Source organism: Virgifigura deserti, assembly GCA_003576685.1.
In the GTDB taxonomy this organism is placed as follows: Bacteria; Pseudomonadota; Alphaproteobacteria; order Dongiales; family Dongiaceae; genus Virgifigura; species Virgifigura deserti.
The window spans coordinates 355,770-368,502 of the sequence record QOZR01000002.1; the positions used below are offsets into that span (position 1 = coordinate 355,770).

Genomic DNA, 12,733 nt, shown 5'->3' on the forward strand with positions numbered 1-12,733 from the left:
ACGGTACCCTATCCAATCCGAATCAGCGTCGGCTCGAGGAACTCGTAGTCCGGCACCGCCAAATTGAGCGGTGCGGGACCCCGCCGGGCGCGGCCGGACGTGTCGTAATGCGACCCGTGGCACGGGCAGAACCAGCCGCCGAACGCGCCGCGATCATCCGAAGGCCGCTGGCCGAGCGGCACGCAACCGAGATGCGTGCAGATGCCGACGACCACGAGCCACTCCGGCTCGATCACCCGCTCCGCGTCCGTCTGCGGGTCGCGCAGCTCGGCGACATCGACCGCGCGCGCTTCCTCGATCTGCTCCGGCGTCCGGTGATCGATGAACACCGGATTGCCGCGCCAACTCACGGTGACCCGCTGGCCGACCTCGATCTGCGACAGATCGACCTCGATCGTCGACAAGGCCAGCACGTCGGCCGCCGGATTCATCTGATCGATCAGCGGCCAGGCCACCGAGGCGACGCCAAAGGCCCCGACCGCGGCCGTCGCCAGATACAGAAAGTCACGACGCGTCGGCTCGTCGCTCTTTGGCTTCTCATCCCGGCCGACACCACCGCCGACCTGCACGCTTTCCGCCATCTGTTCCGTTCCTCTCCTTCGATCGCCAACGCGACGATACCCTCGGCAGCAGCCCGAACATCTCGATCGCTCCGGGAAGCGCCCGAGAGGTTCCCCAGAACTCTCCCGGGGACTGTCAGCCTGCAATGCCGAAAGGCCATCGCGCCTGCCGCGAGCGGCCCGGTTATAGCACCGACTTCGCTCGCGAATCTTCAACGTCACTGCGACAAACCGCCGCAGTGCCGTAGCTGGTAGAGCTTCGCTGGGCAAGCGGTATAGTGGAAAAGATCGATCTTGCAAAGGGTTCCTCGGCGGGTTCAGCATCCCGGCCGACGGAAATCAAAAATACGTCCCAATCGGCATTTCAACGGCATTCAATGCGTCTTGTAATCTATGAACCGGACATCCCCCAGAATACGGGCGCGATGCTCCGCCTCGCCGCCTGCTTCGGCATCGCGGTCGACCTGATCGAGCCTTGCGGATTCATTCTGGACGACCGCCGGCTGCGCCGGGCGGGCATGGATTACCTGGAAGCCGTGACCCTGTGGCGCCACAGCTCCTGGTCCGCGTTTTGCGAGGGTCGGCGAACGAGTCCGGCCGGCCGGCTGCTGCTGTTGACGACGGCCGGCGACCGGCCTTACACCGACTTCGCCTTCCGCCCAGGCGACAGCCTGATGGTCGGCAGCGAAAGCCGCGGCGTGCCCGATTCGGTTCATGCGGCCGTGGATGCGCGGCTGGTGATTCCGATGCGGCCCGGATTGCGGTCATTGAACGTCGCCCTCGCGGCGGCACTCGTACTGGGCGAGGCGCTTCGCCAAACGGGCGGGTTTCCGGATGTCGCGGAGCAATCGGTAGAGAGGAGCGCGGTATGAGCCAACCCGTTACAAACGCGGAGGAGCGGCGGCAGGATCGCGCCGCCGCTTGGTTCGCCACACTCCGGGACCGCATTTGCGCCGAATTCGAGGCGATCGAGGATGCGCTGAGCGGCCCCCGGGACAACCCGCTGAGCGACCAGCCGCCGGGTCGCTTCGAACGCACCGCCTGGACGCGGTCGCCGGAGACCGAGGGCGCGGAAGGCGGCGGTGGGGTGATGTCAGTGATGCGCGGCCGGGTCTTCGAGAAGGTCGGCGTCAACATCTCGACCGTCCAGGGCGTGTTCTCCGAGGAATTCCGGGAGCAGATCCCAGGCGCCGCCGCGGACGGCCGGTTCTGGGCGAGCGGCATCAGCCTCGTCGCCCATATGCAGTCGCCGCTGGTTCCGGCCGTGCATATGAACACACGGCACATCGTCACCGCCAAGAGCTGGTTCGGCGGCGGCGCGGACTTGACCCCGATGACGCCCGACGCGGCCGACACGGAGGCGTTCCACGCGGCGCTGAAGGCGGCCTGCGACGCCCACGACCTGGCCTATTACCCGCGCTTCAAGGACTGGTGCGACGAGTACTTCTTCCTGAAGCACCGGAACGAGCCGCGCGGCGTCGGTGGCATCTTCTTCGACTATATCGACAGCGGCGACTGGGAGGCCGATTTCGCCTTCACCCAGGATGTCGGCCGCGCCTTTCTCGACATCTATCCGCGGCTGGTCCGTCGCCACATGAACGAGCCCTGGACCGAAGAGCAGCGCCGCCACCAGCTGGTCCGGCGCGGGCGCTATGTCGAGTTCAACCTGCTCTATGACCGCGGCACGCTGTTCGGGCTGAAGACCGGCGGCAATATCGACGCGATTCTGATGTCCCTGCCGCCGACGGCGATGTGGCCGTGAGGGCCTGCGCCTCTGGTTCATATCCGACACAGGGGCGCCCCTGCGTGGGCGCCCTGGTCCATCGCGCAGATCGGGCGGCCACGTAAGGCCGCCCTACTCCACCACCACTTTGCGAGCATACGCAAGGCAGGCGGCGCGGTCGGGGGCGAAGTCGTTATCGATCCACCAGCGCTCGATCTCTTCCAGGAGACCGCCGACCGCAGGGCCGGGCTTCAGGCCCAGAGTCAGGAAGTCGCGGCCCTTCAGCGGGAAGACCGGCGGCGTCCAGTCGGCGGCGGTGGCGAGCAGGTCGGTCCAGGCCTCGACCTCATGTCGCGTGGTCGTCGGTTGCTCGGTGATGCTTGCGGCCCAGGCGAGGAGCGCGGCGTCGCGGAAGCGCTCGGCACCCAGCATATAGAGAAGACGTCGGCGGGTCTGGCGATCGAGATCGGGCGAGACCAGCGGCGGCTCCGCCAAGTCGACCAACCGCTCCCGCTCTGCGTTCGACAGGCGCAGGCGCTTGGCCACGACCTCTGCCGCGGCGGCCGACGCCTCCAGCAGCGCTGCCAGGCGGCGAAGGGGGTCGGCGCCGGCGACCAGCCGCGCCGGAACGATACCTTCGATCGTGACGAGCGCGCGCAGCCGCCCCGGATTCGCCGCCTCGGGCATGATATGGCGCAGCACGTCCTGGTCGCGCATCAGCTCGACCACCGCTGCCGGGTCGGGTGCTGCCAGCAGCTTCAGAAGCTCGTCACGGATCCGCTCACCGGACAAAGTCGGCAGGAGCGGCGCCAGCGCCCGGGCGGCGGCGAGCGCGGCTTCGTCCGGCGGCGGCACGCCGTAATGGGCGTAGAAGCGGAAGAACCGGAGCAGGCGCAGAACATCCTCGCGGATTCGCGCCTCCGGATCGCCGACGAACCGGATACGGCCGGCCTTGAGATCGGCGAGGCCGCCGAACGGATCGTAGAGCGATCCGTCCGGCGCGCAGGACAAGGCGTTGACGGTGAGATCGCGCCGCGCCGCGTCGGCCGCCCAATCGTCGGTAAAGGCGACGCGTGCATGGCGGCCGAAGGTTTCGACGTCATGGCGCAAAGTCGTGATCTCGAACGCCGTACCGTCGGCGAGCGCCGTCACGGTGCCGTGCGCGATGCCGGTCGGGATCGCGCGGACGCCGCCCTGGGCGAGCAGCGCCATCACCCGGTCGGGCGGGTCGGGCGTGGCGATGTCGATATCCTTCACCGGGCGCCCGAGAACCGCGTCGCGCACGCAGCCGCCGACGAAACGGATCTCTGCCCCGGCCGCGGTCAGCGCCGCGACCACGCTCCGGGTCGCCGGCGCCGTCATCCAAGGTTGCGGCGGAAGGTGACCGGATGGCTGCATCCCTGGGACGGGGCCGCTACTCGACGAAGCCGCCGGGCTTGATCTCGCCGTCGATCAGCTTGGCAGGCTGGTAGACGCTACCGGGTTCGGCGCCGCCGAACAGCGCGAAGGCGCTGAGCGTGACGATCATCAGAATGGCCCCGGCGATGCCGAGCCAGGTCCACGGCACTTCCTGCCACCAGCCGCTTCGCCCGCTCGCCGTCTGCGCGCGCCGCCGCGCCATCGTCATATAGACGAAATACAGAACCGTCGGCAGAACCAGGGGAACGACGATCGAGAAGAACTGTCTCATGACGGTTGTCGCAACACCTCGGACAGATTGACCAGCATGCCTGCGGTCGCACCCCAAATATAGTAATGCCGCCATGGCAGCACGTAGAAATGCCGCAAGGCGCCGGCATAGATGCGGCTGTCGCGCCGGTGATTGGCGGGGTCGATCACGAAGGCGAGCGGAACCTCGAAGATCTCCGCCACCTCGAACGGGTCCGAGGTGAGGGCGACCGGCGGATCGATCAGCCCGACGACCGGCGTCACCTCGAACCCGGTGCGGGTGACATAGGTGTCGAGACGGCCGACCAGCGAGACGCGCTCGCGCGGCAGGCCGATCTCCTCCTCCGCCTCGCGGAGCGCCGCCGCGACGGAATCGTCGTCTCCGGGATCGACGCGGCCGCCGGGAAAGCTGATCTGCCCGGCATGAACATGCAAATGATCGGTGCGTCGCGTCAGCAGCACGGTCAGCCCCTCCGGCCGGTCCAGCAGCGGGACCAGCACCCCCGCCGGAACCAATGGCTGCTCCGGACACATATCGGGATTGAGGTCATGGTCGCCGCGACAGTCCGGCGGCAAGCCCGTTTGAGTGTCAATTGCGGGCCCGTCCAGCGCCTGGCGCCGCTGCGGCGCCCCGACCGAACGGAAACGCTCGAGGATGAGTCTTCTGTTCAGCCCTCCTCCTCCAGCCGGCCCAGCGGGAAAAACCGTCCCTTGCTCCATACGCCGTATTGCTCCTCGCCGGCAATCTCTCGCTGCTCGCCCAGGGCGACGAGCTCATAATAGACGGAGCGCAGAATCAGCGCCTCCAGCCCGTCGCGCACCAGGATATAGGGGCTGGGCTCCGCGGTGTCAGGATTCTGCGCGACGCGGATCGGATGATCGGTGTCGGCCGTCACCTCGTCGTCGAGATTCGTGCGGAAGCTGAGCGTCCGGTCGTGCCCCGATCCGCGGACAGTGAGCTCGACCGCCGTGAACGGTGCATCCTCGACGACGATGCGTCCGCGCTCCGCCGGCGTGACGAGATAATAGCCACCGTCGGCTTCCCGCCGGAGAACCGAAGCAAACAGCCGGACCAATGGTTTGCGGCCGATCGGCGAGCCATGGTAAAACCAAGTCCCGTCGCGCCCGATCCGGATGTCGAAGTCGCCGCAGCCGGCGTCCTCCGCATCGGATTGCGGCGGATGGGATTGCGACTGGTCGGCGGCTGCAGCCGCCCCCATCTGTTTCAGGAGATCGGTCGGATCCGACCTGCCGGTCATTGATACGCCCTCATCTGCAACTCTGGAGATCACCGGCGTGACCACCACCGACATTCTGCCCTCCTCTTTCCCCGGCGACAAGCATGCGGCCGACAAGCTGGCCGCGGAAATCGAAGCGCTCGGCCATCGGATGAATCAGGTGCGGCAAAGCATCGGCCGCGTCATCTTCGGACAGCATGCGACGATCGACCAGACGCTGATCACGCTGCTCGCCGGGGGCCATGTGCTGCTGATCGGCGTGCCCGGCCTCGCCAAGACGCGCTTGGTCGAGACGCTGGGAACCGTTCTCGGGCTCGAGGACAAGCGCGTCCAGTGCACGCCCGACCTGATGCCCGCCGACATCCTGGGCTCGGAAGTGCTCGAGGAATCCGAGTCCGGCCGGCGCTCGTTCCGCTTCATCCCCGGCCCGGTCTTCTGCCAGCTTCTGATGGCCGACGAGATCAACCGCGCCAGCCCGCGCACGCAATCCGCGCTGCTGCAGGCCATGCAGGAGCGCCGCGTGTCGGTCGCCGGCCATCCGCACCCGCTGCCGGAACCGTTCCATGTGCTGGCGACGCAGAACCCGCTGGAGCAGGAGGGCACCTACCCGCTGCCCGAGGCGCAACTCGACCGCTTCCTGATGCAGATCGACGTCACCTATCCGGACGTCGATGCCGAGCGGCAGATGCTGATCGTGACGACCGGGCTTGCCGAGGACCGGCCGATCGACGTGATGTCAGCGGCGGAGCTGATGGCCGCGCAGCGGCTGGTCCGCCGCATCCCGGTCGGCGAGAGCGTCGTCGAGGCGATTCTGGGCCTTGTCCGCGCCGGGCGACCCGAGAGCAGCGAGATGCCCGAGGTGCAGCGTCAGGTCGCGTGGGGACCCGGCCCGCGCGCCAGCCAGGCTCTGATGCTGGCGGCTCGTGCCCGCGCCGTTCTCGACGGCCGGCTGGCGCCGTCGATCGACGACGTGCTGGCGCTCGCCCATCCGATCCTGCGCCACCGCATGGCGCTGAATTTCGCGGCGCGCGCCGACGGGGTTACACTCGATCATGTGATCGATCGGTTGTGCGAACCCTTTGCTTGACCGCGCTGCCCAGACCCAAGGCTGATCAAGGAGCGGCGATCGAGCGATGAGCCCGACCCCCGACGAGACGCGGCAGCGCGCAGAACAGCTCGCGGCGACGTTGCCGCCGCTGCTGGTCGCGGCCGAGCGCGTCGCCTCGACGGTCGAACAGGGCGTGCATGGCCGCCGCCGTGTCGGCCAGGGCGAGACGTTCTGGCAGTTCCGCCGCTATCACCCCGGAGACCCGACCCAGAAGATCGACTGGCGGCAATCGGCCAAGGCCGACCCGACCTTCATCCGGGAGATGGAGTGGGCGGCCGCGCAGAGCGTCTGGCTCTGGCGCGACGGCTCCTCGTCGATGCGCTACCGCTCGGATGGCGACTTGCCCGAGAAGCTGGAACGGGCGGAGCTTCTGATGCTGGCGCTGGCGGCGCTGCTGACCCGGGGCGGCGAGCGGATCGCGCTGCTCGGCAGCGGCCTGCTGCCGAGCACTGGACGCGCGGCGCTGAATCGGATGGCCCTGCAGCTCGGCCTCGCCGATTCGGCGGCGACCGACCTGCCGCCCCATGCACCGCTGCCCCGCCATGCGCAGGTCGTCTTGATCGGCGATTTCCTGGCGCCGCTGCCGGAGATCGACGCAACGATCCGGCGATTCGCCGAACATGGCGTGCGCGGCCATATGCTGCAGGTCCTGGATCCCGCGGAGGAGACGCTGCCCTTCGCCGGCCGCGTTCGCTTCGAAGGGCTCGAAGGCGAAGGCGACCTGCTGCTGAGCCGCGTCGAATCCGTGCGCGACGACTATATCGGACGCATGCACGCGCATCACGACGGCCTGGCGGCGCTGGCGCGCGCCGCCGGCTGGACGCTGTCGAGCCACCGAACGGATCGTCCGCCACAATCGGCGCTGCTGACGCTGTTCCTGCTGCTGTCCGAGCCGGTGGGGCCACATCGATGATGGGCCTCAGCTTCGCCGCGCCCTGGATCCTGCTGGCACTGGGCGCGCTGCCGGTCCTGTGGTGGCTTCTGAAAGTGACGCCACCGGTGCCGCGGCGCGTCCGCTTTCCGGCTATCCGCCTGCTGCTCGGCCTGCAGCCGCGCGAAGAGACGCCGCACCGGACGCCGCCCTGGTTGATCGCCCTGCGGCTGCTGATCGCGAGTCTGGTCATTCTCGCGCTCGCGCATCCACTGATCAATGCGGGCGCGCGCCTATCCGGGCAGGGCCCGCTGCTGCTGGTCGTCGACGACGGCTGGGCGGCCGCGCCACAGTGGGAGGCGCGGCGGACGGCGATGACCGATCTGATCGACGAGGCCGAGCGCGCCCAGAAGCCGGTCATGCTGCTGACGACCGCGCCGCGCGCGGACGGGCAGCCGATCGCAGCGACCTCCCTGCTGCCCGCGGCCGAGGCACGCAGCCAGGCGCAGGCCCTGGCGCCGAAGCCCTGGCCGGTCGATCGCGCTGCCGCGCTGGCCGCGCTCGGCGATCTCCAGTTCGAGACCGCACCGAACATCGTCTGGCTGTCCGACGGAATCGCGACGGCAGCGGAAGATGCGAGCTTCGCCCTGGCGGAGCATCTGCAGCGCATGGGGAGCCTTCGCGTCCTGCAGGATCCTGCGGCGACGCTGCCGCTACTGCAATTGCCGCCGACGGCCGACCGGACGGCGTTGACGCTTCGTCTGCGACGGGCGGCCGGCGCCGGCGAGCGGACGGTGGCGATCCTGGCCAGCGGCGAGGACGGGCACTTAATCTCCCGGGAGGAGGTGGTCTTCCGCGACGGTGCCACCGAAGCCGAGCGCGCCGTCACGCTGCCGCTGGAAATGCGCAATCGGATCGTGCGCCTCGCCATCGAGGGCGAGGACTCGAGCGGCTCCGTCGTGCTGCTCGACGAGCGGTGGCGGCAGCGGCCGGTCGGAGTCGTCTCCGGCGGTCCGGACGCCGAGGCGCAGCCGCTGCTGGGAGACCTCTACTACATCGAGCGGGCGCTGACGCCGCATAGCGAGACTCGAAAGGGCAACATCCTCGAACTCCTGCAACGCGAGCTGGCCGTGCTGGTGCTGGCCGATGTCGGCAACCTGCCGGACTCCGACAGGGCGGAGGTCGCCGAGTGGATCGAACAGGGCGGCGTGCTGCTTCGCTTCGCCGGCCCGCGGCTGGCGCAGAACGCGGACGCGCTGCTGCCGGTGCGCCTGCGCGGCGGGGACCGCACCCTCGGCGGCGCGCTGTCCTGGTCGCAACCGGCGCAGCTCGCGCCGTTTCCCACGGACAGCCCCTTCGCCGGGCTGGCGATTCCGAAGGACCTGGTGATCCGCCGGCAGGTGCTGGCCCAGCCGGAGGTCGATCTCGGCCGCAAGACCTGGGCGCGGCTGCAGGACGGCACGCCGCTCGTTACCGCCGAGCGCCGCGGCGACGGCTGGCTGATCCTGGTCCACACCACGGCGAACACGGACTGGTCGAACCTGTCGCTGTCCGGCCTGTTCGTCGAAATGCTGCAGCGGATCGTCGATTTGAGCCAGGGCGCGGTGACCGCCGCATCGAGCGAGCCCCTGCCGCCGTTCGAAACGCTCGACGGATTCGGCCGCCTCGGCGCCCCACCGGCGACGGCCGTGCCGGCCACGCCGGCGGTCCTCGACAGCGGTCGCGTCGACCCGCGGCATCCGCCGGGCTTCTATGGCCAGGACATGGCGCGACGCGCCCTCAATCTGTCCGCGGGCATCTCCGAGATCCGACCGATCGGCCGTCTGCCGGCCGGCGTTTCGCCAAGCCCATTCGCGGAGTCGCAGGAAGTGGACTTGAAGCCCTGGCTGCTGGCTGCCGGGCTGTTGCTCCTGCTGGTCGATCTCGGCATCGCGCTGGCGCTGCGCGGCCTCCTGCCGACGGGACGGACCGCCCGCCTCGGGACGGCCCATCTTGGGGCGATCGCCTTCTGCCTGATCCTGCCGATGACGGCGCTTGCGCAGAACGGGTCGGTGGAGCGGGGAACGGATGCCTTCGCCATCGCCGCGACCGCGGATACGCGGCTCGCCTATGTGCGAACCGGGAGCCCGGAAGTCGACGCGACCAGCCGGGCCGGGCTGGAAGGACTGACGCTGGTCCTCCGGCAGAGGACGGCGGTCGAGACGGGCCCGCCGCTCGGCGTGGATATCGAGACCGACGAACTCGCCTTTTTCCCCCTGCTCTACTGGCCGATCGCGCCGGAACAGGCCATGCTGTCGGATACCGCCATGCACCGGCTCAATAGTTACCTGAAGAACGGCGGCATCATCCTGTTCGACACGCGCGACCAGAATGCGGGAGGCAGTCTGGGAGTTGTCGGCGCGGGGACCGCCCAGCTGCGCGACCTCGTCCAAGGACTCGACATTCCGCCCCTGATCCCGGTGCCGACGGAGCATGTGCTGACCAAGGCCTTTTATCTGATGCAGGAGTTTCCCGGCCGCTGGGCCGGTGGCGGGCTGTGGGTCGAGGACGGCGACGACAGCGTCAATGACGGCGTCTCGTCGGTCATCATCGGCGGCAACGATTGGGCGGGCGCCTGGGCGGTGGACGACACCGGCCGGCCGATGTTTCCCGTCGTGCCCGGCGGCGAGCGGCAGCGGGAAATGGCCTATCGGTTCGGCGTCAATCTCGTGATGTATGCACTGACCGGGAACTACAAGTCGGACCAGGTGCATGTGCCGGCGATCCTGGAGCGCCTCGGGCAATGAATCTCGGTTCTCTCAGCATCGATCTCGCGCCGCTGCTCCCGTGGCCGGCAATCGGCGTTTTGGGCCTCGCGGCGCTCCTCATGCTCGGGCTGGCGCTGTTCCGCCGCGCGCGCGGCGTCGCGTGGCGCTTTCTGGCGGTGGCGGTGCTGATGGTTGCACTGCTGAATCCCTCGCTCGTGCGGGAGCAACGGGAAGCCTTGGACGACGTCGCGGTGGTTCTCGTCGACGAGTCTCCGAGCCAGGAGATCGAGGAGCGCACGGCCGAGACCGAGGCGGCGCTTGCCGAGGTGGAGCGCCAACTGCGCACCTTCGACAATGTCGAGGTGCGGATCGTGCGCGCCGGCGGCCCCGAGACGCCGGCCGGCGCTGCGGCCGAGGGGACGCAGCTCTTTGACGCGCTGACCCGGGCTCTTGCCGACGTGCCGAGCCGACGGGTCGCGGGTGTCGTCGTCATCACCGACGGCCAAGTGCACGATGTCCCGGCCGATCTGCAGGAACTCGGCTTCGATGCGCCCGTGCATGCGCTGCTGTCCGGCCGTGCCGACGAGGGCGATCGGCGGCTGATGGTCACCGAGGCGCCGAGTTATGGCATCGTCAACAAAGAGATCGCCATGACCGTCCGCGTGGACGACCTTCGGGGCGAGGGCTTGCCGGATGCAGAGGTCTCGGGCCTGGCGCAGGTGACGGTGACGCAAGACGGAGAGCCGCTTGACCCGCTGTCGATTCCGATCGGGGTCGATTACGAGATCCTTCTCGAGCTGGAGCATGGCGGGCCGACGGTGTTCGAGATCGCCGTCGAGCAGGGCCCGCGCGAGCTGAGCCTCGTCAACAATAGCGCCGTGGTGATGGTCAATGGCGTACGCGACCGCCTGCGCGTGCTGCTGGTCTCGGGCGAGCCGCATGCCGGCGAGCGCACCTGGCGCAACCTTCTCAAATCCGACCCGGCGGTCGATCTGGTGCATTTCACGATTCTTCGGCCGCCGGAGAAGCAGGACGGCACGCCGATCGACGAGCTGTCGCTGATCGCCTTCCCGATCCGCGAGCTGTTCGAGATCAAGCTCGACGAGTTCGACCTGATTATTTTCGACCGCTACCGCCGCCGCGGCGTCCTGCCGCGCGCCTATTTCGAGAATATCGCCCGCTATGTCGAGGAGGGCGGAGCGCTGCTGGTGTCGTCCGGATCCACCCTTGCGGGGCCGTTCGGCCTCTACCAGTCGCCGCTGGGGCGGGTGCTGCCGGGGGAGCCGTCGGGAGATGTCGTCGAGCAGGGATTCCGCCCCGGCGTCACCGTGATCGGCCGCCGGCACCCGGTAACCGCGGACCTGCCCGGTATCGGCAGCCCCGGGGGCGCCCCTGAAACAAGCGGCGGGGACGAGTCCCCCTCCTGGGGCCGCTGGTTCATGCAGATCGAGGCGAGCGCCCGGCGCGGCGAGACGGTGTTGGACGGCGCCAACGGACTGCCGCTGCTGATCCTCGACCGGTTCGGTGACGGGCGCGTCGCACAGCTCCTGAGCGATCAGATTTGGCTCTGGTCGCGCGGGTTCGAGGGCGGCGGCCCGCAGGGCGAGCTGCTGCGCCGCATCGCCCACTGGCTGATGAAGGAGCCGGAGCTGGAGGAGGAGGACCTGAAGGCGATGGTGATCGACGGGCGCATCGAGATCACCCGGCGCAGCCTGACCGAACATCCGGAGACGGTCGAGGTGACCACGCCGACCGGGAAGACACTCACCGTGCCGCTGAGCGATGCCGGCGACGGTCGCGCCGTCGGCAGCCTGCCGGCGGCGGAGCCGGGCCTCTACCGAATCAGCGACGGCACCCGGATGGCCTTCGCCGCGAGCGGCGCCCTGAACCCGCTGGAGTTCGCCGACCTGCGCGCCAGCGGCGACCTGCTCCAGCCTATCGCGGACCAGACCGGCGGCAGCGTCCGGCGGCTCGCCGAGGAGGATGTTCCGTCCCTGCGCCAAGTCGGCCCCGACCGGGATGCGGCCGGGCCCGGCTGGATCGGCCTGCAGCGGAACCAGGACTATCTGGTAACGGGAATCCGCCAGGTGCCGCTGCTCCCGGCCCTGGTGATTCTGCTGCTCGGCCTGGGCGCGACGCTTCTGGCCTGGCGCCGGGAGGGACGGTGATCCAGGTTCGGCGCGGCAAAGCGGGGATTCTGCCGGCCCTGCCGGGCCATCATCACAGCCCGCTGCGCAGCGGGTTCGTCCTCATCGGATTCGTCGGGCTCTGCCTCGCCATCGGCTGGATCGGCAGCCGGGTAACTGAACCGGCGCTGGGCGACTGGTACGCGGCGCTCGCCAAGCCGTCCTGGACGCCGCCGAACGCGGTCTTTCCCGTTGTCTGGACCGTCCTCTACATCGTCATGGCCGTGGCGGCCTGGCTGGTCTGGCGCGAGCGGACCTACATGTACACGGCCATTGCCCTGCCGATGACGCTGTTCGGCCTTCAACTCGCGCTCAACTGCGCCTGGTCCGTCCTGTTCTTCGGGCTGCGCAGCCCCGGCCTCGGGTTGATCGAGATCATTTTGCTGCTGGCGGCCATCCTCGCCACGATGGTCACCTTCGGCCGCGTCCGCCCGCTCGCCGGCTGGCTCCTCCTGCCCTATCTGCTCTGGGTCGGCTATGCGGCGGCGCTCAATTTCGCGATCTGGCGGATGAACTGATCAGGTCGGGTCAACCTGATCGAATCACACTCTAGAGCCATCGGGCTAGAGCCATCGGGGCGACGCCCCGATTGTCCATGCGCGGAAACAATTTGGTTCCGCGGACCGTTCTAC

The 12,733-nt window shown here is 68.9% G+C and carries 12 protein-coding genes; 7 read left to right on the forward strand and 5 right to left on the reverse strand.

What is annotated here, in order from left to right; genetic code table 11:
- Positions 1-8: 8 nt before the first annotated feature.
- Positions 9-581, reverse strand: coding sequence for a ubiquinol-cytochrome c reductase iron-sulfur subunit (gene petA / locus DT069_RS05050; protein ID WP_119459181.1), 573 nt, complete (start codon positions 579-581; stop codon positions 9-11).
- A gap of 356 nt (positions 582-937) precedes the next feature.
- Between petA and DT069_RS05055 the strand changes: the two genes are divergently transcribed.
- Complete coding sequence (locus DT069_RS05055; protein WP_119459182.1) at positions 938-1,432, forward strand: tRNA (cytidine(34)-2'-O)-methyltransferase; 495 nt, start codon at positions 938-940, stop codon at positions 1,430-1,432.
- Positions 1,429-2,322, forward strand: coding sequence for an oxygen-dependent coproporphyrinogen oxidase (hemF, locus tag DT069_RS05060; protein WP_119459183.1), 894 nt, complete (start codon positions 1,429-1,431; stop codon positions 2,320-2,322). Before DT069_RS05055 ends, hemF begins: the two co-directional genes overlap by 4 nt.
- 93 nt (positions 2,323-2,415) lie before the next feature.
- Here hemF and DT069_RS05065 read toward each other — a convergent pair whose 3' ends face one another.
- The 4 genes from DT069_RS05065 to DT069_RS05080 all read right to left on the reverse strand — a co-directional run bounded on the left by DT069_RS05065 (position 2,416) and on the right by DT069_RS05080 (position 5,264).
- Positions 2,416-3,645 carry a CCA tRNA nucleotidyltransferase gene (locus DT069_RS05065; RefSeq protein ID WP_425450012.1) on the reverse strand — a complete coding sequence of 410 codons (1,230 nt, stop codon included), beginning with the start codon at positions 3,643-3,645 and terminating at the stop codon, positions 2,416-2,418.
- Between the two features lie 52 nt (positions 3,646-3,697).
- Positions 3,698-3,973, reverse strand: coding sequence for a DUF6111 family protein (locus tag DT069_RS05070; RefSeq protein ID WP_119459185.1), 276 nt, complete (start codon positions 3,971-3,973; stop codon positions 3,698-3,700).
- Complete coding sequence (locus DT069_RS05075; RefSeq protein ID WP_425450013.1) at positions 3,970-4,467, reverse strand: CoA pyrophosphatase; 498 nt, start codon at positions 4,465-4,467, stop codon at positions 3,970-3,972. The genes DT069_RS05070 and DT069_RS05075 overlap by 4 nt, the downstream gene beginning before the upstream one ends.
- A 152-nt stretch (positions 4,468-4,619) precedes the next feature.
- On the reverse strand, positions 4,620-5,264 hold the full coding sequence (locus tag DT069_RS05080; protein WP_425450014.1) for a DUF1285 domain-containing protein: 645 nt from the start codon (positions 5,262-5,264) through the stop codon (positions 4,620-4,622).
- A gap of 76 nt (positions 5,265-5,340) precedes the next feature.
- Here DT069_RS05080 and DT069_RS05085 point away from each other — a divergent pair, with 76 nt between their 5' ends.
- Genes DT069_RS05085 through DT069_RS05105 form a run of 5 tightly spaced genes read left to right on the forward strand, consistent with a single transcriptional unit; the run spans position 5,341 to position 12,619 of the window.
- On the forward strand, positions 5,341-6,276 hold the full coding sequence (locus DT069_RS05085) for an AAA family ATPase (protein ID WP_119459305.1): 936 nt from the start codon (positions 5,341-5,343) through the stop codon (positions 6,274-6,276).
- Positions 6,277-6,322: 46 nt separating this feature from the next.
- The gene (locus DT069_RS05090; protein ID WP_119459187.1) at positions 6,323-7,210 is read left to right on the forward strand and encodes a DUF58 domain-containing protein; all 888 of its coding nucleotides are present in this window, start codon (positions 6,323-6,325) and stop codon (positions 7,208-7,210) included.
- On the forward strand, positions 7,207-9,954 hold the full coding sequence (locus DT069_RS05095; RefSeq protein ID WP_119459188.1) for a DUF4159 domain-containing protein: 2,748 nt from the start codon (positions 7,207-7,209) through the stop codon (positions 9,952-9,954). The genes DT069_RS05090 and DT069_RS05095 overlap by 4 nt, the downstream gene beginning before the upstream one ends.
- The gene (locus tag DT069_RS05100) at positions 9,951-12,083 is read left to right on the forward strand and encodes a hypothetical protein (RefSeq protein WP_119459189.1); all 2,133 of its coding nucleotides are present in this window, start codon (positions 9,951-9,953) and stop codon (positions 12,081-12,083) included. Before DT069_RS05095 ends, DT069_RS05100 begins: the two co-directional genes overlap by 4 nt.
- A complete protein-coding gene (locus DT069_RS05105; protein ID WP_425450015.1) occupies positions 12,080-12,619 on the forward strand; it encodes a TspO/MBR family protein in 540 nt (179 codons plus the stop codon). The genes DT069_RS05100 and DT069_RS05105 overlap by 4 nt, the downstream gene beginning before the upstream one ends.
- The last annotated feature ends 114 nt before the right edge of the window (positions 12,620-12,733 follow it).

Bases quoted from the DNA above. Each gene is read 5' to 3' on its own strand.
- DT069_RS05100 (WP_119459189.1), top strand. From the start codon at position 9,951: ATGAATCTCGGTTCTCTCAGCATCGATCTCGCGCCGCTGCTCCCGTGG.
- DT069_RS05055 (WP_119459182.1), top strand. From the start codon at position 938: ATGCGTCTTGTAATCTATGAACCGGACATCCCCCAGAATACGGGCGCG.
- DT069_RS05065 (WP_425450012.1), bottom strand. From the start codon at position 3,645: ATGACGGCGCCGGCGACCCGGAGCGTGGTCGCGGCGCTGACCGCGGCC.
- petA (WP_119459181.1), bottom strand. From the start codon at position 581: ATGGCGGAAAGCGTGCAGGTCGGCGGTGGTGTCGGCCGGGATGAGAAG.
- DT069_RS05095 (WP_119459188.1), top strand. From the start codon at position 7,207: ATGATGGGCCTCAGCTTCGCCGCGCCCTGGATCCTGCTGGCACTGGGC.
- DT069_RS05090 (WP_119459187.1), top strand. From the start codon at position 6,323: ATGAGCCCGACCCCCGACGAGACGCGGCAGCGCGCAGAACAGCTCGCG.
- hemF (WP_119459183.1), top strand. From the start codon at position 1,429: ATGAGCCAACCCGTTACAAACGCGGAGGAGCGGCGGCAGGATCGCGCC.
- DT069_RS05080 (WP_425450014.1), bottom strand. From the start codon at position 5,264: ATGTCGGTGGTGGTCACGCCGGTGATCTCCAGAGTTGCAGATGAGGGC.
- DT069_RS05070 (WP_119459185.1), bottom strand. From the start codon at position 3,973: ATGAGACAGTTCTTCTCGATCGTCGTTCCCCTGGTTCTGCCGACGGTT.
- DT069_RS05085 (WP_119459305.1), top strand. From the start codon at position 5,341: ATGAATCAGGTGCGGCAAAGCATCGGCCGCGTCATCTTCGGACAGCAT.